This window comes from Pseudomonas sp. WS 5412 (assembly GCF_012985615.1).
GTDB lineage: Bacteria > Pseudomonadota > Gammaproteobacteria > Pseudomonadales > Pseudomonadaceae > Aquipseudomonas > Aquipseudomonas shahriarae.
Genome location: NZ_JAARMB010000010.1, coordinates 194,021 through 214,481, shown reverse-complemented (window position 1 = coordinate 214,481; position 20,461 = coordinate 194,021). Strand labels below are relative to the sequence as shown.

Sequence of the window (20,461 nt, the reverse complement as noted above, 5' to 3'; positions counted from 1 at the left end):
GGATGGCCGATCGCGGCGGGCCCACGGAGCAATGCCTGACTGCGGGCATGCCGAGCCTAGGCGAGGCACCGAGTGGTGGGGCAAGAGCCCTTTTGGTTACTTTTGGGGCTCTTTTCCAAAAGTGACCCGCCGTAAGGGCGGAACCAATAGCCGCCGTCATACAAAAAACGGATATGCCCCCCGAAGAACCCACAGTGTTGTTCCGATCTTCCAGAGCAGACGCAAGCAGTCTTGCAGGACCAGCAAGAAGCAACTGGTAGAGCACCGAACTACAAAGCCCGCTCCATCTTGATGATCTCAATAGACACCGGGCTATTGCCCCGGCTGAATGTTCCCTCTCCAATCTTGCGGAAGCCATGCGAGGCATAGAATTTTTCGGCGGTCAGGGTCGCCTCCAGATAGGCCCTGTCATGCCCAGCTGCGGCGATGCGCTGCAAAGCTTCGGCCAGCAGACGCGCACCAAGCCCCTGCCCGGCTGCCTCCCCGCGAATAAACAACTTGCTGACTTCATGGCCGTCGATCTCCACGAAGCCCTGGAGCGTGTCGTTGCAAGCCAACCACAGGTTGCCCGCGTCGATGGCCGAGCGGTAGGTCTCAGGTGAGCGACCGTCGAGCCACATGGCAATCTGCTCGGGACCGTAGTCGGCATTGCACAGGTTTTCGACGGAGTTTTTATGCACTAGGAAGATGCTCTCGGCGTCTTCTGGGGTCGCTGGGCGGATCAGTAGATTTTTCATTCCCTTGAGATTCCGAGTGTGGCCAGTAAACCCAGGCGTTATAGCCGATCTTGCGCCGGGCAGCGACCGAAGACCGCACATCTTGTGCGTTGACCAACTTTCCGACACACCATATAGTGTGCCCACCCAGGCAGCCGACCACTACATAGTGTGCGAAGCCGGTAATTATCGAGTTTTCTGGACGGTTTCATACGCCGCCAGAACAGACCAGGAAGGAGTATTTCATGCTGAGTTGGGACGAAGTCGACAACGAAGACACCGGTGCAGCGGTCATCCGTGGCACCAACGCCGGCCACGCCACCGAAGCCAACATGGACCGCCTCGACGGTGCCGGCGCTGCCGCCGCCATCGAAGCCCGCGCCGTCACCGCCAACGACTCCGCCGCCATCGTGCGCGCCAAGGCGGCCCTGGACAAACTCGACGTTGCCGAAGGCCTCGCTGAACTCGAAGGCGCTTCCGCCCGTGTCGCCGTTGACGAAAAGCGCATGATCAACTGCCGCGCCGACCTCAACCAACTCGTACCCTTCAAGTACGACTGGGCCTGGCAGAAGTACCTCGACGGCTGCGCCAACCACTGGATGCCGCAAGAGGTCAACATGACCGCCGACATCGCCCTGTGGAAAAACCCCGAAGGCCTGACCGACGACGAACGTCGCATCGTCATGCGCAACCTGGGCTTCTTCTCCACCGCCGACTCCCTGGTCGCGAACAACCTGGTGCTGGCCGTGTACCGCCTGATCACCAACCCGGAGTGCCGCCAGTACATCCTACGCCAGGCCTTCGAAGAAGCGATCCACACCCACGCCTACCAGTACTGCATCGAATCGCTGGCCATGGATGAAGGCGAGATCTTCAACATGTACCACGAGATCCCATCGGTCGCCAAAAAGGCAGCCTGGGGCCTGAAATACACCCGTTCGATCTCCGATCCGAAGTTCGAAACCGGCACCGTCGACACCGACAAAGAGCTGCTGCGCAACCTGGTCGCCTACTACTGCGTGCTGGAAGGCATCTTCTTCTACTGCGGTTTCACCCAGATCCTGTCCATGGGCCGCCGCAACAAAATGACCGGCGTGGCCGAGCAGTTCCAGTACATCCTGCGCGATGAGTCGATGCACCTGAACTTCGGCATCGACGTGATCAACCAGATCAAAATCGAAAACCCACACCTGTGGGATGCCGACATGAAGGAAGAAGCGACCCAGATGATCCTGCAAGGGACCCAGCTGGAGATCGAATACGCACGCGACACCATGCCGCGCGGCGTGTTGGGCATGAACGCGGCGATGATGGAGGACTACCTCAAGTTCATCGCCAACCGTCGCCTGTCGCAGATCGGCTTGAAAGAAGAATACCCAGGGACCACTAACCCGTTCCCGTGGATGAGCGAGATCATGGACTTGAAGAAAGAGAAGAACTTCTTTGAGACCAGGGTGATCGAGTATCAGACCGGTGGGGCGTTGAGCTGGGATTGATCCGATGCTATCGCCGGCTTGCCGGCGATAGCGATCTATCAGGCGCCACGCATCAGTTCGAGACTTGCTCAAGAAAGATCAGTTTCAGGGGTTCCTGGAGCAAGTCATCCGCCGTGGCGGCAAAGCGCTGGAAGTACGGCATTGCGAAATGCGCATCGAGGGCCGCCTGGTTTTTGAACGCTTCACGCATATAGAACGTGCCCGGCTCATCACGCAGTTCGAACAACACGTAATCCAGGTTGCCAGGCTCGGTGCGGGTTGGCTCGACCAAGGCCAGCAGGCCTGCCTTGAGTGCTTGTTCCTGGCCTGGCTTGGCCTTGAGTACGGCGATGGATATCAAAGGTTTGGTCATGCTGGCGACTCCGTTGGTAGGTTGGCTGGCACATGCAGCGAGCATCATACACAGCGATAAGCCCATGGCTTTGATCAGGGTGGTCATTGGAAATCCTCAAGCACAATCTTGCCCCGCGCCTTGCCGCTTTCGACCAGGGCATGGGCGCTGCACATATTGGCCGCGTTGATCGCACCGAAATGTGCGCCCAGGGTGGTGTGCAACACGCCCTGGTCGATCAGTTGTGCAACCCGGTTGAGCAGGTGGTGTTGCTGGATCATATCCGCCGTTTCAAACAACGAGCGGGTGAACATCAGTTCCCAGTGCAAGGACAAGGATTTGAGCTTGAGCGGCATCACATCCAGGCTGGCGGGATCGTCGATCAACCCCAGCCGCCCTTGTGGGCGCAGCACTTCGACCAGTTGCGGCAGGTACTCCTCGGTATGCGTGAGGCTGGCGACATGGCTGACCGCGTCAATGCCCAACGCTTGGAGCTGGGCCAGCATCGGCCGGCGATGGTCGATCACATGATGGGCCCCCATGCGCTGGACCCACCCAATGGTTTCCGGGCGCGAAGCCGTGCCGATCACCGTCATGTTGGTGAGTTGACGGGCCAGTTGCACCAGGATCGAACCCACGCCGCCGCCAGCCCCCACCACCAGCAGCACATCGCCCTCGCCGCCGCCTTCGGTCACGCCCAGGCGGTCGAACAGCAGCTCCCAGGCGGTGATCGAGGTCAGCGGCAAGGCGGCGGCGTGCGCCGCATCCAGTGTGCGCGGACGATGGCCGACGATGCGCTCATCAACCACCTGGAACTCGCTGTAGCTGCCGGAGCGGATCAGGGAGCCGGCGTAGTACACCGCGTCGCCCGGTTTGAACAAGGTCACGTCGGCGCCCACCTGGCGCACGATGCCCGCCGCGTCCCAGCCGAGGATTTTCGGCTCCTTGGCAAAGGTGCCGGAACGCACCTTGGTATCGACCGGGTTGACCGCCACGGCCTGCACTTCCACCAGCAGGTCCCGAGGGCCCGGCTGCGGGGCTTCGATATTCACATCAATCAGCGAGCGCGGGTCGTCGATGGGCAGGCCATGCTCGGTAAAGGTAATTGCTTTCATGGGAACTCACGAGTGATGAGGGGCGATGGCCCTCGATGGCTTGCATCTTTACCGTTCCCAGGGAGAAGAAAAATCGACAAAATGCAGCAACACTTTCATTGTTGGAGTGAAAATGATCCGCATCGATGATCTCGGGCTGTTTCTGCGCAGCGCCGCCCTGGGCAGTTTCACCGCCGCGGCCGTGGAGGCCAACCTGTTGCCGGGCCAGGTGGCGGCGGCGATCAAGCGCCTGGAGCGGGAGCTGGAGGTGCGCCTGTTTACCCGCACCACCCGCAGCCTGCGCCTGAGCGCCGAGGGCGAACAGTACCTGCCCACCGCCCGTGGCGTGCTGGAGCAATTGGAGCTGGGCCGCGAACGCTTGCGCGGCGATGACGCGCCACTGCGTGGCACCTTGCAGATCGCCGCGCCGTCGGACCTGGGGCGCAATATCCTGCTGCCGATGCTCACCGAGTTTCGCCGCCAGCACCCTGAGTTGAGCTTGCGCTTTCTGGTGTCGGACCAGGTCACCAACCTGTTTCGCGACCCGGTGGACGTGGCTCTGCGTTATGGCTGGAACGAGGACGCCAATTACATCGCCCTGCCCCTGGCGCCCTGGAACCGCCGGGTGCTGGTGGCATCACCGGACTACGTGGCGCGCCACGGCACACCGACATCCGTCGACGACCTGACCCGCCACCCGTGCCTGCTCTACCTGCAAAACGGCCGCCTGCATGACCGCTGGGAGCTAGGCGAACAGACCGTGCAAGTCACCGGCCCCCTGTTCAGTGACGACGCCGATGTGGTGCGGCGCTGGGCCGTCGCCGGTGAAGGCATCGCCTACAAGACCTGGCTGGATGTGTATGCCGATGTGCAGGCCCAGCGCCTGGTGGTGCTGTTGCCGGAGATTCCCGGGGATGTGTACCCCTTGAGCTTCGCCTGCCCCCATCGCGGGCAGATGTCGCGGGCGGTCACCCAGTTGTATCAGTGGTTGAACCAGCAGTTCAGCGCTCTGCAGCGCCTGTGAACCCTTTTGTAGTGGATTAGGAAAGACGCGGTTTTTATGCCCAATCAAACCATCAAGACGCCGTGCGTCGGCCTGTGTTCCACCGTGTATGGCGACCTGGTGTGCCGTGGCTGCAAGCGCTATCACCATGAAGTCATTCAGTGGAATGGCTACAGCGCCGAGGAAAAACAAGCGGTCTGGCTGCGCCTTGAGCAGTTGCTGGTGCAGGTCATGACCAGCAAGCTGGAGGTGTTTGACCCGGCGCGCCTGCGCCAGCAACTGGAAGAGCGCAAGATCCGTTTTATGCCGCACCAGTCGCCTTATTGCTGGGCCTATCAACTGATTGCCCGGGGCGCGCGGGTGATTTCCAGGCTGGATGCGTATGGCTTGGCGTTGCTACCGGAGTTTCGCGAGCGGCACCTGGCGGATTTGCGTGATGCGATTGATCGGGAGTTTTTCCTGTTGTCGCAGGCGCATTACCAACGCTACATCGCGCCGGATTTTTTGCGCGAGGCGTTTGGGCCGGCGTTAATTGCTACCCTCTAAAGCACACCCAACCCCCCCTGTGGGAGCGGGCTTGCTCGCGAAGGCGGTGAATCAGTCACCTATGCACCAACTGACACTACGCCTTCGCGAGCAAGCCCGCTCCCACAATTGGTCCTCATTTACCTTGAGGTGTCAGTGAGTCCACGACGCCGCACGCTCGGTGTGCAGGCCGTATCGCTCAATCGCCCGCTGACACACCTGCGCCTCCAGGCTGCCCTGTTCCACCAGGGCGGCCAGCGCGGCGAGCACGATGTGGTGGCGGTCCACCTCGAAGAAATCGCGCAACGCCGCACGGGTGTCGCTGCGCCCGAAGCCATCGGTGCCGAGCACGGTGTAGTGGGCCCCCAGGTAGGAACCGATCATCTGCGGCACCGCCCGCACGTAGTCCGAGACGGCAATCACCGGCGCGCCGTCGGGCAGGCAGGTCGCCAGGTGGCTGCGCTGCGGGATTTGCAGTGGATGCAGGCGGTTCCAGCGCTCCACCTCACGCGCATCGCGGGCCAGTTCGCTGAAGCTGGTCACGCTGAATACCTCGCTGTCGATCTGCCAATCGTCCGCCAGTAACTGCGCGGCGGCCTGGGCCTCGCGCACCAGGGTGCCGGAGCCGAGCAGGCGCACCTTGGCCCCGGCACTGCCCTCAAGGCGGTACATGCCCTTGATAATCGCCGCCTCGACGCCTTCGGGCAGGGTCGGTTGCGGGTAGTTTTCGTTCATCAGGGTCACGTAGTAGAACTCGTCCACATCGTGTTCAAGCATCTGGCGCATGCCGTGGTCGAGAATCACCGCAAATTCGCCGGCAAACGCCGGGTCGTAAGCACGGCAGTTAGGCACGGTCGCGGCCATCAGGTGGCTGCTGCCGTCCTGGTGCTGCAGGCCCTCGCCGCCCAAGGTGGTACGCCCCGCCGTGGCGCCGAGCAAAAAGCCCCGGGCGCGCTGGTCGGCGGCGGCCCAGATCAGGTCGCCCACGCGCTGGAAACCGAACATCGAGTAGTAGATGTAGAACGGCAGCATGCGCAAGCCATGCACCGAGTAGCTGGTGGCCGCCGCGACCCAGGAACTGATAGCGCTGGCTTCACTGATGCCTTCCTCAAGGATCTGCCCGTCGGTGGCTTCGCGATAGCTGAGGATCGAACCGATATCTTCCGGCTCGTAGCGCTGACCGACGCTGGAATAGATGCCGATCTGCTTGAACAGGTTGGCCATGCCGAAGGTGCGTGCCTCGTCGGCGACAATCGGCACGATGCGCGGGCCCAGGGCCTTGTCTTTGAGCAGGTTGCTGAGCATGCGCACAAAGGCCATGGTGGTGGACATTTCCTTGCCTTCGGCCTGGGTCGCAAAACCGCCGTAGCCACTCACCGGCGGCACCTGTACCGGTTCAGCGCTCTGGCTGCGGCTGGGCACATAACCGCCCAAGGCTGCGCGGCGCTGGTGCAGGTAGCGCATTTCGGCGCTGTCGGCGGCGGGTTTGTAGAAGCTCAGGGATTCGGTCTGCTCGTCGCTCAGGGGCAACTGGAAGCGGTTGCGAAAGCCGATCAGCGCGTCGCGATCGAGTTTTTTCTGCTGGTGGGTGGTCATCTTGCCCTGCCCGGCCTCGCCCATGCCAAAGCCTTTCTTGGTCTGGGCCAGGATTACCGTAGGGCGCCCCTTGACCCGCCGCGCGGCGTGATAGGCAGCATGGATTTTCAGCATGTCGTGGCCGCCGCGCTTGAGACGGTCGATCTGCTCATCGCTCAAGCCGGCCGCCAGCTTGGCCAGGGATTCATTTTGGCCAAAGAAGTGCTCGCGGTTATAGGCCCCGTCCTTGGCGGCAAAGGTCTGGAACTGCCCGTCCACGGTCTGGGACAAGGTGCGCACCAACGCGCCGTCCTCATCCTTGGCCAGCAAGGCGTCCCAGTCCGACCCCCACACCAGCTTGATCACGTTCCAACCGGCACCGGCAAACAGTGCCTCCAGCTCATCGATGATCCGGCCATTACCGCGCACCGGGCCATCGAGGCGTTGCAGGTTGCAGTTGACCACCCAGGTCAGGTTGTCCAGGCCTTCGCGGGCGGCCAGGGTCAGGGCTGACATGCTTTCCGGCTCGTCCATCTCGCCATCGCCGAACACACCCCAGACATGCCGGTCGGTGGTGTCCTGCAAGCCGCGATGGTGCAGGTAACGCATAAAGCGCGCCTGGAAAATCGAGCTGATCGGGCCTATGCCCATGGAGCCGGTGGGGAACTGCCAGAAGTCCGGCATCAACCACGGGTGCGGATAGCTCGACAGGCCACGGGCGCCGGCCTTGACCGCACCCAGCTCCTGGCGATAGTGGGCCAGGTCCTGCTCGCTCAGGCGCCCCTCAAGAAAGGCCCGCGCGTAAATACCGGGCGCGGAATGCGGCTGGTAGAACACCAGGTCGCCGCCAACGTTGTCGTGACGTGCACGGAAAAAATGGTTGAAACCCACCTCGAACAGGTCCGCCGCGCTGGCATAGCTGGCGATATGGCCACCCAACTCGCCATAGGCCTGATTGGCACGCACCACCATGGCCAGGGCGTTCCAGCGCACCAGCGAGGCCAGGCGCTCTTCGGTCGCCAGGTCGCCGGGAAAGTGTGGCTGCTGGTCTACGGCGATGCTGTTGATGTAGGGCGTGCCATGGCGCGGTTTCCAACCGATGGCTGGCGTATTGCCGGCATCGGCCAGCATATCGAGGATCTCCCGCGCGCGCTCCGGGCCGGCATGGCGTACCAGGGAGTCCAGGGCGTCGCGCCACTCGGTGAGCTCCTGCTGGTCAATGGCTGTTTGATTGACTGTCTTTACGAAACCGTTCATGGGCACCTCCGAGCTGTTTTTTCCAGTTTATGTCTGCCCAAAAGGATTTTTTGACTGTTCTGGGTAGGTCAAAGGACGATTTGCAGCACAAAACGCTTAAACATGGCTGATTAAAAGCACGTTGTGCTTCCTTCACCTGAGTCAACGCAATTGTGTTTAAAATGCCGCCCGTTTAATGATCGACGCTGCCCGATGACCCCAGACGCCCTCGCCCTGCTCCACACTCACTTGCTGACCGCCCTGCGTGACGTGCCCGTGGAAACCCGTCGCCTGTTCCACGGCCGGGGTCGTTGCTGGCCGGGGCTGGAGCAGTTGACCGTGGATTGGCTGCAAGGCGTGGTGCTGGTTTCGTTGTTCAAGGAGCCTGAGCCCGCGCAACTGCAAGCCTTGCAACACCAACTGCGCGAGCTCTGCGAAAGCCGCGAATGGCAACAGGCCGGCGCCCACACTCTGGCCCTGCAACATCGCTACTTGCCGCAAAGCACCACCGAATGGCTGTGGGGCGAGAGGGTCGAGGAATTGACCATCACCGAAGGCGGCCTGCGTTATCGCATCGACCTGGGCAAAAAGCAGAACAGTGGGCTGTTTCTGGATATGCGCTACGGCCGCAACTGGGTGCGCGAACACGCCCGTGGCTTGCGGGTGCTGAACCTGTTTGCCTATACCTGCGGGTTTTCCGTGGCCGCCATCGAGGGCGGGGCCGAGCATGTGGTCAACCTGGATATGGCCCGTGGCGCCCTGAGCCGGGGTCGCGACAATCACCGGCTCAATGGCCATGACCTGGGCAAGGTGAGCTTCCTGGGGCATGACTTGTTCAAGTCCTGGGCGAAAGTCACCAGCAGCGGCCCCTATGACCTGGTGATCATCGACCCGCCGTCGTTTCAGAAAGGCAGCTTCCTGCTGACCAAGGACTACCAGCGCGTGCTGCGTCGCCTGCCCGACCTGCTGACACCCCAAGGCACGGTCTTGGCCTGCATGAATGACCCGGCGCTGGGCGAAGACTTCCTGATCGAGGGCGTCACCCGCGAAGCGCCGGGGCTGCGTTTTGAGCAGCGCCTGGCAAACCCGCCGGAATTTCCCGACATTGATCCGCAAAGTGGTCTGAAGGCCCTGGTGTTCCGTCAGGGCTGATGCCGAATCCTTCTGCGCTTGCTACGCTCAACCTAAGGCCTTGGTGGTGAACCTTATCCCCTCCTTCCCGGTCGATACCTGCATCCCTTGGCCAGATTCGACGCTCAACCGCCGTCGGCTGCCCCGTTTCACCTTTTGGAGAACGCCCCTGTGATATCGACCCTGCATGTAGCCAGACTCAAAGCCTGGGGCGCCCATGGCTTTACCGCCACCGGCGTGGTGCTGGCCTTCCTTGCGACGCTGGCGCTGCTTGAGAACCAACCCAAGGCCTGCCTGCTGTGGCTGGGCCTGGCGTTGATTGTGGATGGCGTGGACGGGTCGCTGGCGCGGCGGGTCAATGTGCAGACCGTGCTGCCAAGCTTCGATGGCTCGGTACTGGACCTGGTGATTGACTACCTGACGTATGTGTTTATCCCGGCGCTGTTTATCTACCGCTATATCGACCTGCCGGACTTCACCCACCTGTTCACCGTCTCGGTGATCCTGGTGTCGTCGTTGTTCTGCTTCTGCAACGTCAATATGAAGAGCAAGGACAACTACTTCCAGGGCTTCCCCGCAGCCTGGAATGTGGTGGCGCTGTGTGTCTACATTATCGACCCGGACGCCTGGATAACCTTGGCCACGGTGATCGGCCTGGCGCTGCTGACGGTGACGCCGATGAAGTTCCTGCACCCGTTCCGGGTCAAGCGCTTTATGCCGATCAATATTGCGGTGACCACGGTGTGGCTGCTGTGCAGCCTGTTGCTGGTGATCGACCAGCCGTACACCAACAAGCTGACCATGGGCTTGTGGTTGTTGATGTCGGCGTATTTCCTGGGGATTTGTATCTGGCGTACGGCGATGGAGTGGTTGGATAAATCGCGCAAGGCATAAACCGTGAAGTGTTGTGGCGAGCCGCCCTCGCCACAGCAACCCAGCGCAAGACCGGCAGTCAGAACGCCAGCTTGAAACTAATCAACCCCAGCATCACCGCCAGGCACGGACGCAGCAGCTCATCCGGCACCCGGCCGGACATATGGCTGCCGAAGTAGATACCCGGCAGCGAGCCCATCAGCAAGAACCCCAGCAAATGCCAGTCCATATTACCCATGCTCGCATGCCCAAGGCCCGCGACCAGGGTCAGGGGGACTGCGTGGGCGATTTCGGTGCCCACCAGGCGCTTGGTGGCCAAAAACGGGTACAGGATAAACAGCGCCACGGTGCCCAGGGCGCCGGCACCGATGGAGGTCAGGGCAACCATGGTGCCGAGGATCGCCCCAGTGAATACCGTCAACCCATTCAGGTTGCGCGGGCTCATATGGTAGTTGTCGCCCGCATGGCGCTGGGCAAAGGCCAACAATCGCTTCTTGAACAGAATCGCCAGGGCCGTCAGCAACAGCACCACACCCAGGGCTTGCTTGATCACTTCGTTCATCGCACTGGGATCGGTATGCAGGCTCTTGAGGAACCACAGCGTCAGCAACACCGCCGGCACACTGCCCAGGGTCAGCCAGCCGGTGATGGTCCAGTCGATGTTCTTGTTCTTGCCATGCACCAGCACCCCACCGGATTTGGTGATGGCGGCATACAGCAGGTCGGTACCCACGGCGGTCGCCGGGTTGATGCCGAACCACAGCAGGATCGGGGTCATCAACGACCCTCCACCGACGCCGGTCATGCCGACGATAAAACCAACAATCAGGCCCGCCACCACAAAACCAAAATTACCCACATCCATTACAGCTACCTGCGGCCTTATAAAATTCTGGCGGCAGCATAGCGATTTTTCTTATAACTACTTATATCAATACGATCTGACTTTATTCCTTTTGTGTTTTGCAGATTTATTTGCCGCGCCGTGCATCCAATCGGCCACGCCGTGAGTAGTACAGGAAGCAGCCGCAGCGCTGCTCAGCTGTTCACCCTTACGGAGAGACACCGATGAACGCTAAACCCCTGCTCTGCCTGACCTGCCTGCTGATTGCCGCACCGGCGGCCTTTGCCCAGACCAGCCTGCCCGACAGCATCAAGGTGCCGGACGGGCACAAGCTGATCCTGGAAACCACCGGTGTCGGCGAAATCACCTACGAATGCCGCGACAAGGCCAACGCTGCCGGCCAGACCGAGTGGGTCTTTGTTGGCCCCAAGGCGGTGCTCAACGATCGTAGCGGTAAGCAAGTGGGTACCTACTTCGGCCCGCCTGCCACCTGGCAGGCCAAGGACGGTTCTAAAGTCACCGGCACCCAACTGGCCGTGGCGCCGTCCAGCGCCGGCAACCTGCCCTATCAGTTGGTCAAGGCCAATCCGGCTGAAGGCCAGGGTGCCATGACCGGCGTCAGCTATATCCAGCGCGTGGCGCTCAAGGGTGGCGTGGCGCCGAGTGCCGAATGCAGCACCGCCACCAAGGGCCAGCAGCAAGTGGTGAAGTACCAGGCGGACTACCTCTTCTGGGCGGCCAAATGACTCGCCCGGCCAGAAAACTCGTCTAAGCTGCTGCGATAGCACCCCGGCCACTCTGGGCCGGGGGTTGACCCTGAAATGGCGGCCCCAGTCCTTGCCCGAACTTCTCTTTGACTATGAAGCCTGCCTGTTGGCCTGCGCCCGTGGCGAACAGCAAGCCTTGCGTCAGTTGTATGAACAAGATTGCGCCCGTCTGCTCGGCGTGGCCAAGCGCATCGCACGGGACACGGCCCTGGCAGAGGACATCGTGCATGAGGCATTTATCAACATCTGGAACGGTGCCAGCGGGTTCGACCCGCGCCGAGGTTCGGCCCGTGGCTGGGTGTACAGCGTGACCCGGCATATGGCGCTCAACGTTATGCGTAAAAATCAGCGTGAGGTCGCGCTCAGTGATGAGCACGAACGCACACTGGTAGCTGAGCCCACGGCCGAGCACTTCGAGTACCGCGCCCGCAGCGGCAAGGTTTATCAGTGCCTGGAGCATCTGGAACCGTCGCGCCGCAGTTGCCTGTTGCATGCGTATGTCGATGGCCTGTCCCACAGTGAAATCGCACAGAAACTGGACACCCCGCTGGGGACTGTCAAAGCCTGGATCAAACGCAGCCTCGCGGCCTTGCGTGAGTGCATGGCATGACACCCGACGAATTGGACGAACTGGCCAGCGAATACGTGCTGGGGACCTTGGCCGCAGATCAACGTTTGCAGGTGCAGCAACGCCTGGAACACGACGCGCCCTTGCGCGCGGCGGTGGATGCCTGGGAACAGCGCCTGCTGCCCCTGACCGAACTGGCCGAGCCGCTGGCGCCGTCGCCCTACCTGTGGCGACGCATTGAACGCAGCCTGGGCCATCACACCCTGGGCGATGCGCGGTCGATGCCGTGGTGGAACCTGCTCGCCCTGTGGCGTGGCCTGGCCGGTGCAGGCTTGTTGGCCAGTCTGGTGCTGGCCACACTGCTGCTGACCCGCCCCGCCGCCGTCAACCCGACCGCCTACGTGGTGGTGCTGATGGCGCCACAGAGCCAGGCGCCGGGCTGGGTGATCCAGGCCAGCAACGATCAGCAAATCCAGCTGATCCCCCTGGGTGTGGTGCAGATACCGGCAGACAAGGCGCTGGAGTTCTGGACCAAGGGTGATGACTGGCAAGGCCCGGTTTCGCTTGGGTTGGTCAAGCCGGGGCAAAGCCTGTCGATCCCTCTGGATAAACTGCCGCCGCTGGCGCCCAACCAACTGTTCGAGCTGACCCTGGAAGGCCCCAATGGCTCGCCGACCCGCAAGCCGACCGGGCCGATCCAGGCGATTGGCCGTGCGGTAAAGGTGATCTAGCACTGGATTAAAACGCCGACTCGCGCCATCCTCCGCGTTTTACGCCGCCTTATCTGCGGCGCTTGACGCTCAAAGGATATGTTCATGCACGACCACGCCCTCGCCCCTGCCGATTTCGAGTTCATCGAAGACATTCTGCTCAAATACGGCGACGACAACTCGGTGTTGAACCTGGCCGAGCTCGACGGCTACTTCACGGCCCTGGTGTCCGGCCCGGCGCCGGTGGACGTTGCCATCTGGTTCCCGGCCATCTGGGGTGGGCAGGTCCCGGCCTGGGAAAGCAAGGAAGAACTCGGGCAGTTTATCGACCTGTGCACGCGCCATCTCAACAGCCTTGCCCTGCAGTTAGCCAGCGATGCCCAGGGTTTTGAGGCACGCTTTGAACAAACCGAACACCAGGACCAGCCGCTGACCCTCGCCGAGGAGTGGTGCTTTGGCTATATCCGTGGCGCCGCGATCAGCGAATGGCCGCCGCTGCCGAGCGAACAGGCGGCACAGTTGGAAGCCATCTCCTGGTGCGCCGAGCAGGACAACTTCGAATTGCCGGCCGACCTGGATGTCACCGCGCATCAACAGCAGGTGGCGCGCATCGAACCGGCCGCCAGGGCCTTGCATGCCTATTGGCTGAGCCAGCGCGGTTAAACCTGCGCCACGATTTGACCCTGCCGTGCCGGATGGTCGATTATTCGTCTCCGCCAGCCGGCCACTCCCAGCCACCGCGCCTTGAATCAGGAGCCTTGTACCTTGAGTTCGCAGAAAACCGTGACCGTGACACCGCCCAACTTTCCATTGCACGGCAAGGTAGCGCCTCCCGGCTCCAAATCCATTACCAACCGCGCCCTGTTGCTGGCGGCCCTGGCCAAGGGCACCAGCCGCCTGAGCGGCGCGCTGAAAAGCGACGACACCCGGCATATGTCCGTGGCCTTGCGCCAGATGGGCGTGACCATTGATGAGCCGGATGACGTGACCTTTGTCGTCACCGGCCACGGCAAACTGCAACTGCCGGCGCAACCCCTGTTCCTGGGCAACGCCGGCACCGCAATGCGCTTTCTTACGGCCGCCGTGGCGACCGTGGAAGGCAGCGTGGTACTGGATGGCGACGCGTACATGCAAAAGCGCCCGATCGGCCCGCTGCTGGCGACCCTGAACCAGAACGGCATCCAGGTTGAAAGCCCCACCGGCTGCCCGCCCGTGACCGTACATGGGCGCGGCAAGGTGCAGGCCAAGCGCTTCGAGATCGACGGCGGCCTGTCCAGTCAGTACGTGTCGGCGCTGTTGATGCTCGCGGCGTGCGGCGAGGCCCCTATCGAGGTGGCCCTGACCGGCAAGGACATTGGCGCCCGTGGCTATGTCGACCTGACCCTGGATTGCATGCGCGCGTTCGGCGCCCAGGTGGACGTGGTCAACGACAGCACCTGGCGCGTGGCCCCCACCGGCTACACCGCCAACGATTATCTGATCGAACCCGACGCTTCGGCGGCCACCTACCTGTGGGCGGCTGAAGTACTCACGGGCGGCAGCATCGACCTGGGCGTCGCGGCCCAGGACTTCACCCAGCCCGACGCCAAGGCCCAGGCCGTGATCGCGCAATTCCCGCAGATGCCGGCCACAGTGGTCGGCTCGCAGATGCAGGACGCCATCCCGACCCTCGCGGTGCTGGCGGCGTTCAACAACACCCCGGTGCGGTTCACCGAACTGGCCAACCTGCGGGTCAAGGAATGCGACCGCGTCCAGGCCCTGCATGACGGCCTCAACGAGATCCGCCCGGGGCTGGCGACCATCATCGGTGACGACTTGCTGGTGGCCAGCGATCCGGCGTTGGCGGGCACTGCGTGTACCGCACTGATCGACACCCACGCCGACCACCGCATCGCCATGTGCTTTGCGCTGGCAGGCCTGAAAGTCTCGGGCGTCAAGATTCAGGACCCGGACTGCGTGGGCAAGACCTATCCTGAGTACTGGAACGCCCTGGGCAGCCTGGGCGTGCAACTGACCTACTAAGCCGTCAGCACCAGCGTGGGGAGGGAGTGATCATGACAATTCGCCAACCCTGCCCACCGGCTGTGTGTGACTGCGAGCGCGAGCAACTGCTCGAGGCCCCCGGTGCCGACCAGCGCATCCTGCAACTGACCCGTCAGGAAGAAAAAAAGCTGCTCGAGCGCCTGGAAAACCTGCAAAGCCTGGCCGACCTGGAACGCATGCAACACCTGATGCACCAGCAACTGGGCATCCGCGTGCATATCGCCCCGGGGCATACCGAAGTCAAAAGCATGCGCGGGATCCAGATCGTCATCGACGACCTGCCGGGGCTGTGTCGCAAGACGCGGCAGTCGATTCCGGCAGCCATTCGCAAAGGGATGGAGAAACGGCCGGAGATTGCTTATCGGTTGCTGGATGCCCATGACCTGTTTCGCGACAGCCCGCCGTTGTTGTGAGCAACGGGCTTGATCAGACCCGTTGCCACAACAGCCGCCGGTCAGGCCAAGCGGTTTTGCACAAACACCTGGGCCTTGCGCGCCATCTGATCGAAATGCCGGTCCCGCTGTTTCTCGGCGTCGATCATCGCGCGTTTGCCGTGTTTGTTTAGCAAATAGGTGTGAATCTGCCGCACTTCCAGGGAGCTGTAGATCGACGCCACATCCAACACGCCCATCAGACCATCGGTGCTGTAGTCACGGGTATTCATCAATACCTGAGTGCCACGCACGCCGCGCACCTGAAAGCCCATGGCTTCGAACGCCGGGACTTTTTCCACCGCGCAGGTCAGTTCGCCATGGGGGTAACGGCCGAGCATGTCATCCATCATCGCCCGCGCCACGCCCTGGCGGCGGTGGCTGGCATGCACGGCCATATAGGTCACGCCGCAAGCCTCAGGATCGTCCTTGACCGGCAGGTACAGCAGGAAGCCAATGACCTTGGCCGGATCCTGCTCATCCATCGCGACAATCAGCTCAACCGCAATGCCCTTGCCCCCGCCCAACGCTTCCAGGTACAGGTGCACTTCGTAGCCGATTGCATATTGGTAGATGTTGTACAGCAGGTTGCTCGGCGGGATGGCGACCATGCTGATATCGGTCAGGTAGTCGACCACCATCTGCAGAATCTGGCTGTTGACCGGCTCGGGGCATGGGCTTGCGTAGTGGGTAAGGGTGAACATCGAATTCCTGTTTCCTGGTATTTCGCATCAAGGCTGGCGAGATTGTACCCGTTCTGCGCCACACACCTCGCGCAAACAGCCACGCAGCCAACGATGCGCGAGGTCGGCATCCAGGCGTGGATGCCAGAGCATCGCCACGCTGAACTCCGGGACGTCGACCGGCAGGGCAAAGCTGAACAGACCATCGCGCAGGCCATGGGTATAACGCTCAGGGACGCTGGCGATCAGGTCGGTCCTTTGCGCCAGTGCCACGGCGGTGGAGAACCCGGTGACGATGGTCGCCACGTCACGCGTGAGGTGCAAGGCCTCAAGGGCATCGTCGATCTGCCCGCGCTCGCGCCCGCGCCGGGACACGTAGATATGCCGGCCGGCGGCGTAGCGTGCAGGGGTGATGGGCCCCTGGCTCAGTGGATGGCCGGCGCGGACCACGCCGATAAAGCGGTCGCGAAACAGTAACTGGGTCAGCACTTCGGGGTTGGCCGTGCTATCGACCACGCCGGTTTCCAGGTCCACGCCGCTGTCGCGCAGCGGTGTGCCGGGCTTATGCACAAAGTGCAGGCGTACGCCGGGCGCCTGCGCGGCGATATGGGCCAGCAGCGCCGGGCCAAAGCTCTCGACAAACCCTTCGCTGGTGCGCAGCACAAAGGTTCGCTGCAGGCTCTTGAGATCCAGGACCTGCAGCGGACGCAGCAGCGCTTCGGCATCCTGTACCAGTTGGCTGACCCGTTCGCGCAGCTCCAGGGCGCGTGGCGTCGGCACCAGGCCTCGGCCGGCGCGCACCAGCAACGGGTCACCGGTGGTTTCACGCAGCCGCGCCAACGCCCGGCTCATGGCCGAGGGGCTCAGGCCCAGGCGCTGGGCGGCACGGGCGACGCTGCCTTCGGCGAGCAGCACGTCCAGGGTGACCAGCAGGTTGAAATCGGGAAGCGACACGGCGGCAATCCTCATCAGGCGTTTGACGCAGGCATAGAGTGCAACTGCTGCGTCTTCCGCCATGCTAGGCGAGACCATAGAGTGCAGGCAACGACTAGGTGCAGCACAAGGAAAATCCCATGACGTCCCCTACCCCACGCGGCGCGCTCGCCGGTTTATCGTTGTGCATGCTCCTGGCTGCACTGGGCACCAGCATTGCCAATGTCGGCCTGCCGCAGATGGCCGAGGGCTTTACGGCAGCCTTTGCAGCGGTGCAATGGGTGGTGCTGAGTTATCTGCTGGCGATCACGGCCGTGCTGGTGGGTGTGGGCCGCCTGGGGGATCGGTTCGGCCATCGACGCCTGCTGCTGGCGGGTGTGGCGGTCTTCGCCGTGGCATGCGCCCTGTGCAGCGCCGCGCCCTCCCTCGGTGCGTTGGTCGCGGCGCGGGCGCTGCAAGGGCTCGGCGCAGCGACCATGATGGCAATGACCATGGCGCTGGTCACCGCCACCGTGCCCAAGGAGCAGACCGGGCGCGTCATGGGTTTGCTGGGAACGATGTCGGCGGTGGGTACCGGCTTGGGGCCGGCCATCGGTGGCGCACTGATTGCGGCGTCGGGCTGGCGCGCGCTGTTCCTGGTCATGCTGCCGTTGGCCGCCCTGGCGTTTGTGCTGGTGCAGCGCACACAGGCCGACAGAGATCCGCCACCACCCACTGGCGGCCGCGTCAGTGTCTTCTCGGCACTCCATGACCGAGCCCTGGGCGCCGGGCTTGGCATGAGTACGCTGGTGGCGGCCGTGATGATGACCACCCTGGTCGCCGGGCCGTTTTACCTGAGCCATGGCCTAGGGCTGGATCCCACGCCTATGGGCCTGGCCATGGCTGTCGGCCCGTGCGTCGCGGCGCTCGCGGGCATACCGGCCGGGCGCCTGACCGACCGCTGGGGCAGCTATGCCACGACGCTTGGCGGCCTGTTGTGCATGCTCGCCGGCTGCTTGATGTTGGTGTTGCTGCCCTTGGACGCTGCAGGTTATATCGGCGCGCTGGTGATCCTCACCCTGGGCTACGCGCACTTTCAGGCGGCCAACAACACAGCAGTGATGAGCAATCTGTCGGCGGATCGACGCGGCGTGATCGCGGGCTGGCTGAACCTGTCGCGCAATCTGGGCCTGATTATCGGCGCCTGGGCCCTGGGCGCGGTGTTTGCCTGGGGCACTGGCGATCTCCAGTCAGCCCTCCCCGCAGCAGTCGGCCAAGGCTTGCGCGTGACCTTTGCGGTGGCCGCAGGGCTGGTTGTGCTGGCGCTGCTGCTGGCCTTGGGGCGCCAGGTAAAAACGCTGCAAGCCACAGCGGCGCCTTGACAAGGGAAAATCGTAACAGCTATTGTCTGACAACCTGATCACCTAGGTTTTGCCATGCTTGAGCTTCAGCGTCCAGATTCCCTCGTTGTGCGTGTTGTCAGCGCCATACGGGCCGAGATTGACTCCGGACAACTGGCGCCCGAGTCGCGCCTGCCCACCGAGCAGCAACTGGCGGAACAGTTGAATGTCAGCCGTTCGGTGGTGCGCGAGGCGATTGCCCAGCTCAAGGCCGATGGCGTGCTGACCGCCCGCCGTGGCCTGGGCTCGTTTATTTCGCAGACCCCGGCCGGTACGGTGTTCCGCTTTCCGGAAAAGAATGGCCGACGCCCTGACCTCGCGCAAATGTTCGAAGTGCGCCTGTGGATCGAAACCCAGGCGGCCTCCATTGCCGCCCAACGCCGCGACGCCGAGGACCTGCAACGCATGAAACGTGCCCTGCAGGAAATGCACGATAAGCGCGCCGACTTTGAGGCCGCTGCACTGGCCGACGTGGAGTTTCACCGGGCCATCGCCGACGCCAGCAAAAACGAGTATTTCGTCGCCTTCCACGACTTTCTGCGCAGCCAGTTGGCCAGCGCACGCAAGACCGCCTGGGAAAACTCGGCGTCGCGCTTTGCCAGCGGCTCGGCGGATGCCACCCAGGAACACCAGGCGTTGTACCAGGCCATCGTCGACGCCGACCCCCAGGGCGCTGCCGCCGCCGCCGAGGCGCATTTGCGTGCCGCCGCCAAACGCTTGCAACTGGAGCTGCCGGCCACCCATTGATCCATCGAACACCTATAAAGCGTGCCCGCGGGCACGCTGTTTTTTTAACAAAAACATTAGTCTGACAACCTGATAAGCAGACTGAAATGTACTGATTTAGGTAGCCCACATGATTTATGACTTTTGCATCATCGGTGGCGGCATTGTCGGCCTGGCCACCGCGATGGAGTTGCTCAAGCGCCAGCCCAACGCGTCCCTGGTGATCCTGGAAAAGGAAGCGGTGCTGGCCAAGCACCAGACCGGCCATAACAGCGGCGTGATCCATGCCGGCATCTACTACGCACCCGGCAGCCTCAAGGCCGACCTGTGCAAGCGTGGCGCCGAGGCCACCAAACAGTTCTGCAGCGAGCATGGGATCAAGTTCGAGGTGTGCGGCAAATTGCTGGTGGCCTCCACGGCCCTGGAAGTGCAGCGCATGGAAGCGCTGTATGCGCGCTCGCAGCTCAACGGGATGAAGGTCGAGCGCCTGGACGCCGAGCAACTGCGTGCCCGCGAGCCGAACATTGTCGGCCTGGGCGGGTTGTTCCTCGATGCCACCGGGATAGTCGACTACCGCCAGGTCTGCGAAACCATGGCTGCAGTGATTCGCCGCAACGGGGGTGAGATCTGCCTGGAAAAAACCGTCACGGCGATTGCCGAAGACACCGACAAAGTCACCGTCAGCACCCACGACGGCGCCTGGCAAGCGCGGCACCTGGTGGTGTGCGCGGGCCTGCAATCGGACCGCCTGGCGACCCTGGCCGGGATTGATATCGACCACCAGATCATCCCCTTCCGTGGCGAGTATTTCCGCTTGCCGGCGTCGAAGAACAACATCGTCAACCACTTGATCTACCCGATCCCGGATCCGGAGCTGCCGTTTCTGGGGGTGCACCTGACCCGCATGATTGATGGCAGCGTCACCGTCGGCCCCAATGCGGTGCTGGGCCTGGGCCGGGAGAACTACAAGAAGTTTTCCGTCAACTGGAAGGATGTGGCCGAGTACGCACGCTTCCCCGGCTTCTGGAAAACCATCTGGCAGAACCTCGGCTCCGGCAGCGTGGAAATGAAGAATTCGTTGTTCAAGTCCGGCTACCTGGAGCAATGCCGCAAGTACTGCCCATCCCTGGAACTCGACGACCTGCTGCCCTATGAAGCCGGGATCCGCGCCCAGGCGGTGATGCGCGACGGCAGCCTGGTGCACGATTTCCTGTTCGCCCAGACGCCGCGCATGTTGCACGTGTGTAACGCGCCGTCACCGGCGGCCACCTCGGCGATTCCGATTGGCGAAATGATCGCCGACCGCATGTTCACCCCCAACTAAACACCCCCCTGTAGGAGCTGTCTCGCCCCGCGAGGCTGCGATGACGGCGGCGCAGGCAACCAATGTATCGCCT

At 62.6% G+C, this 20,461-nt stretch carries 21 protein-coding genes; 14 read left to right on the top strand and 7 right to left on the bottom strand.

Annotation, left to right across the window (positions count from 1 at the left end; genetic code table 11):
• Positions 1-269: 269 nt before the first annotated feature.
• A complete protein-coding gene (locus HBR94_RS15790) occupies positions 270-737 on the bottom strand; it encodes a GNAT family N-acetyltransferase (RefSeq protein WP_170045164.1) in 468 nt (155 codons plus the stop codon).
• A 224-nt stretch (positions 738-961) separates the two neighbouring features.
• On the opposite strand from HBR94_RS15790, the gene HBR94_RS15785 reads away from it, so the two are divergent.
• Positions 962-2,212: a ribonucleotide-diphosphate reductase subunit beta gene (locus HBR94_RS15785; RefSeq protein WP_170045163.1), complete on the top strand. Its 1,251-nt coding sequence runs from the start codon at positions 962-964 to the stop codon at positions 2,210-2,212.
• 52 nt (positions 2,213-2,264) lie between these two features.
• Here HBR94_RS15785 and HBR94_RS15780 read toward each other — a convergent pair whose 3' ends face one another.
• A complete protein-coding gene (locus tag HBR94_RS15780) occupies positions 2,265-2,564 on the bottom strand; it encodes a putative quinol monooxygenase (RefSeq protein WP_057441906.1) in 300 nt (99 codons plus the stop codon).
• 83 nt (positions 2,565-2,647) lie between these two features.
• On the bottom strand, positions 2,648-3,658 hold the full coding sequence (locus HBR94_RS15775) for a zinc-binding alcohol dehydrogenase family protein (protein ID WP_170045162.1): 1,011 nt from the start codon (positions 3,656-3,658) through the stop codon (positions 2,648-2,650).
• 112 nt (positions 3,659-3,770) lie between these two features.
• On the opposite strand from HBR94_RS15775, the gene HBR94_RS15770 reads away from it, so the two are divergent.
• The gene (locus HBR94_RS15770) at positions 3,771-4,661 is read left to right on the top strand and encodes a LysR substrate-binding domain-containing protein (protein ID WP_057441899.1); all 891 of its coding nucleotides are present in this window, start codon (positions 3,771-3,773) and stop codon (positions 4,659-4,661) included.
• Between the two features lie 36 nt (positions 4,662-4,697).
• Positions 4,698-5,186, top strand: a complete 489-nt coding sequence (locus HBR94_RS15765) for a DUF1289 domain-containing protein (protein WP_057441896.1) — start codon at positions 4,698-4,700, stop codon at positions 5,184-5,186.
• A 132-nt stretch (positions 5,187-5,318) separates the two neighbouring features.
• On the opposite strand, the gene mdeB is transcribed toward HBR94_RS15765, so the two are convergent.
• On the bottom strand, positions 5,319-7,997 hold the full coding sequence (gene mdeB, locus HBR94_RS15760; protein ID WP_169990552.1) for an alpha-ketoglutarate dehydrogenase: 2,679 nt from the start codon (positions 7,995-7,997) through the stop codon (positions 5,319-5,321).
• Between the two features lie 192 nt (positions 7,998-8,189).
• Here mdeB and HBR94_RS15755 point away from each other — a divergent pair, with 192 nt between their 5' ends.
• Complete coding sequence (locus HBR94_RS15755) at positions 8,190-9,128, top strand: class I SAM-dependent methyltransferase (protein ID WP_057959537.1); 939 nt, start codon at positions 8,190-8,192, stop codon at positions 9,126-9,128.
• A gap of 150 nt (positions 9,129-9,278) precedes the next feature.
• The gene (pcsA, locus tag HBR94_RS15750) at positions 9,279-10,001 is read left to right on the top strand and encodes a phosphatidylcholine synthase (RefSeq protein WP_057441892.1); all 723 of its coding nucleotides are present in this window, start codon (positions 9,279-9,281) and stop codon (positions 9,999-10,001) included.
• A 58-nt stretch (positions 10,002-10,059) separates the two neighbouring features.
• On the opposite strand, the gene HBR94_RS15745 is transcribed toward pcsA, so the two are convergent.
• Positions 10,060-10,845, bottom strand: a complete 786-nt coding sequence (locus tag HBR94_RS15745) for a sulfite exporter TauE/SafE family protein (protein ID WP_170045161.1) — start codon at positions 10,843-10,845, stop codon at positions 10,060-10,062.
• Between the two features lie 203 nt (positions 10,846-11,048).
• On the opposite strand from HBR94_RS15745, the gene HBR94_RS15740 reads away from it, so the two are divergent.
• From HBR94_RS15740 to HBR94_RS15715, 6 genes are all read left to right on the top strand, one after another.
• Positions 11,049-11,570 carry a DUF3455 domain-containing protein gene (locus tag HBR94_RS15740; RefSeq protein WP_057959536.1) on the top strand — a complete coding sequence of 174 codons (522 nt, stop codon included), beginning with the start codon at positions 11,049-11,051 and terminating at the stop codon, positions 11,568-11,570.
• 91 nt (positions 11,571-11,661) lie between these two features.
• Complete coding sequence (locus HBR94_RS15735) at positions 11,662-12,201, top strand: sigma-70 family RNA polymerase sigma factor (protein ID WP_170045160.1); 540 nt, start codon at positions 11,662-11,664, stop codon at positions 12,199-12,201.
• The gene (locus HBR94_RS15730) at positions 12,198-12,890 is read left to right on the top strand and encodes an anti-sigma factor (protein ID WP_170045159.1); all 693 of its coding nucleotides are present in this window, start codon (positions 12,198-12,200) and stop codon (positions 12,888-12,890) included. The genes HBR94_RS15735 and HBR94_RS15730 overlap by 4 nt, the downstream gene beginning before the upstream one ends.
• Positions 12,891-12,974: 84 nt before the next feature.
• On the top strand, positions 12,975-13,532 hold the full coding sequence (locus HBR94_RS15725; RefSeq protein WP_170045158.1) for a UPF0149 family protein: 558 nt from the start codon (positions 12,975-12,977) through the stop codon (positions 13,530-13,532).
• A 102-nt stretch (positions 13,533-13,634) separates the two neighbouring features.
• Complete coding sequence (gene aroA, locus HBR94_RS15720; protein WP_170045157.1) at positions 13,635-14,891, top strand: 3-phosphoshikimate 1-carboxyvinyltransferase; 1,257 nt, start codon at positions 13,635-13,637, stop codon at positions 14,889-14,891.
• Positions 14,892-14,923: 32 nt separating this feature from the next.
• Positions 14,924-15,325, top strand: coding sequence for a hypothetical protein (locus HBR94_RS15715; RefSeq protein ID WP_057959531.1), 402 nt, complete (start codon positions 14,924-14,926; stop codon positions 15,323-15,325).
• 41 nt (positions 15,326-15,366) lie between these two features.
• On the opposite strand, the gene HBR94_RS15710 is transcribed toward HBR94_RS15715, so the two are convergent.
• Together HBR94_RS15710 and HBR94_RS15705 are read right to left on the bottom strand one after the other, a co-directional pair.
• Positions 15,367-16,047 carry a GNAT family N-acetyltransferase gene (locus tag HBR94_RS15710; protein WP_057441879.1) on the bottom strand — a complete coding sequence of 227 codons (681 nt, stop codon included), beginning with the start codon at positions 16,045-16,047 and terminating at the stop codon, positions 15,367-15,369.
• A gap of 27 nt (positions 16,048-16,074) precedes the next feature.
• Entirely contained in the window at positions 16,075-16,980 is a 906-nt protein-coding gene (locus HBR94_RS15705; RefSeq protein ID WP_057441905.1) for a LysR family transcriptional regulator, read from the bottom strand.
• Between the two features lie 119 nt (positions 16,981-17,099).
• Here HBR94_RS15705 and HBR94_RS15700 point away from each other — a divergent pair, with 119 nt between their 5' ends.
• The 3 genes from HBR94_RS15700 to lhgO all read left to right on the top strand — a co-directional run bounded on the left by HBR94_RS15700 (position 17,100) and on the right by lhgO (position 20,388).
• Positions 17,100-18,320 (top strand): MFS transporter, encoded by a 1,221-nt coding sequence (locus tag HBR94_RS15700; protein WP_170045156.1) that lies wholly within the window; start codon positions 17,100-17,102, stop codon positions 18,318-18,320.
• Positions 18,321-18,374: 54 nt separating this feature from the next.
• Positions 18,375-19,085, top strand: coding sequence for a FadR/GntR family transcriptional regulator (locus tag HBR94_RS15695; RefSeq protein WP_057441875.1), 711 nt, complete (start codon positions 18,375-18,377; stop codon positions 19,083-19,085).
• Between the two features lie 109 nt (positions 19,086-19,194).
• Complete coding sequence (gene lhgO / locus HBR94_RS15690) at positions 19,195-20,388, top strand: L-2-hydroxyglutarate oxidase (RefSeq protein ID WP_169961162.1); 1,194 nt, start codon at positions 19,195-19,197, stop codon at positions 20,386-20,388.
• Positions 20,389-20,461: the final 73 nt, after the last annotated feature.

What these genes read in the sequence shown, in the direction of transcription:
- HBR94_RS15755 (WP_057959537.1), top strand. Translation starts at nt 8,190, where the DNA reads ATGACCCCAGACGCCCTCGCCCTGCTCCACACTCACTTGCTGACCGCC.
- HBR94_RS15725 (WP_170045158.1), top strand. Translation starts at nt 12,975, where the DNA reads ATGCACGACCACGCCCTCGCCCCTGCCGATTTCGAGTTCATCGAAGAC.
- HBR94_RS15710 (WP_057441879.1), bottom strand. Translation starts at nt 16,047, where the DNA reads ATGTTCACCCTTACCCACTACGCAAGCCCATGCCCCGAGCCGGTCAAC.
- lhgO (WP_169961162.1), top strand. Translation starts at nt 19,195, where the DNA reads ATGATTTATGACTTTTGCATCATCGGTGGCGGCATTGTCGGCCTGGCC.
- HBR94_RS15765 (WP_057441896.1), top strand. Translation starts at nt 4,698, where the DNA reads ATGCCCAATCAAACCATCAAGACGCCGTGCGTCGGCCTGTGTTCCACC.
- HBR94_RS15780 (WP_057441906.1), bottom strand. Translation starts at nt 2,564, where the DNA reads ATGACCAAACCTTTGATATCCATCGCCGTACTCAAGGCCAAGCCAGGC.
- HBR94_RS15730 (WP_170045159.1), top strand. Translation starts at nt 12,198, where the DNA reads ATGACACCCGACGAATTGGACGAACTGGCCAGCGAATACGTGCTGGGG.
- HBR94_RS15715 (WP_057959531.1), top strand. Translation starts at nt 14,924, where the DNA reads ATGACAATTCGCCAACCCTGCCCACCGGCTGTGTGTGACTGCGAGCGC.
- mdeB (WP_169990552.1), bottom strand. Translation starts at nt 7,997, where the DNA reads ATGAACGGTTTCGTAAAGACAGTCAATCAAACAGCCATTGACCAGCAG.
- HBR94_RS15700 (WP_170045156.1), top strand. Translation starts at nt 17,100, where the DNA reads ATGACGTCCCCTACCCCACGCGGCGCGCTCGCCGGTTTATCGTTGTGC.
- HBR94_RS15790 (WP_170045164.1), bottom strand. Translation starts at nt 737, where the DNA reads ATGAAAAATCTACTGATCCGCCCAGCGACCCCAGAAGACGCCGAGAGC.
- HBR94_RS15740 (WP_057959536.1), top strand. Translation starts at nt 11,049, where the DNA reads ATGAACGCTAAACCCCTGCTCTGCCTGACCTGCCTGCTGATTGCCGCA.
- HBR94_RS15770 (WP_057441899.1), top strand. Translation starts at nt 3,771, where the DNA reads ATGATCCGCATCGATGATCTCGGGCTGTTTCTGCGCAGCGCCGCCCTG.
- HBR94_RS15775 (WP_170045162.1), bottom strand. Translation starts at nt 3,658, where the DNA reads ATGAAAGCAATTACCTTTACCGAGCATGGCCTGCCCATCGACGACCCG.
- HBR94_RS15695 (WP_057441875.1), top strand. Translation starts at nt 18,375, where the DNA reads ATGCTTGAGCTTCAGCGTCCAGATTCCCTCGTTGTGCGTGTTGTCAGC.
- HBR94_RS15785 (WP_170045163.1), top strand. Translation starts at nt 962, where the DNA reads ATGCTGAGTTGGGACGAAGTCGACAACGAAGACACCGGTGCAGCGGTC.
- HBR94_RS15745 (WP_170045161.1), bottom strand. Translation starts at nt 10,845, where the DNA reads ATGGATGTGGGTAATTTTGGTTTTGTGGTGGCGGGCCTGATTGTTGGT.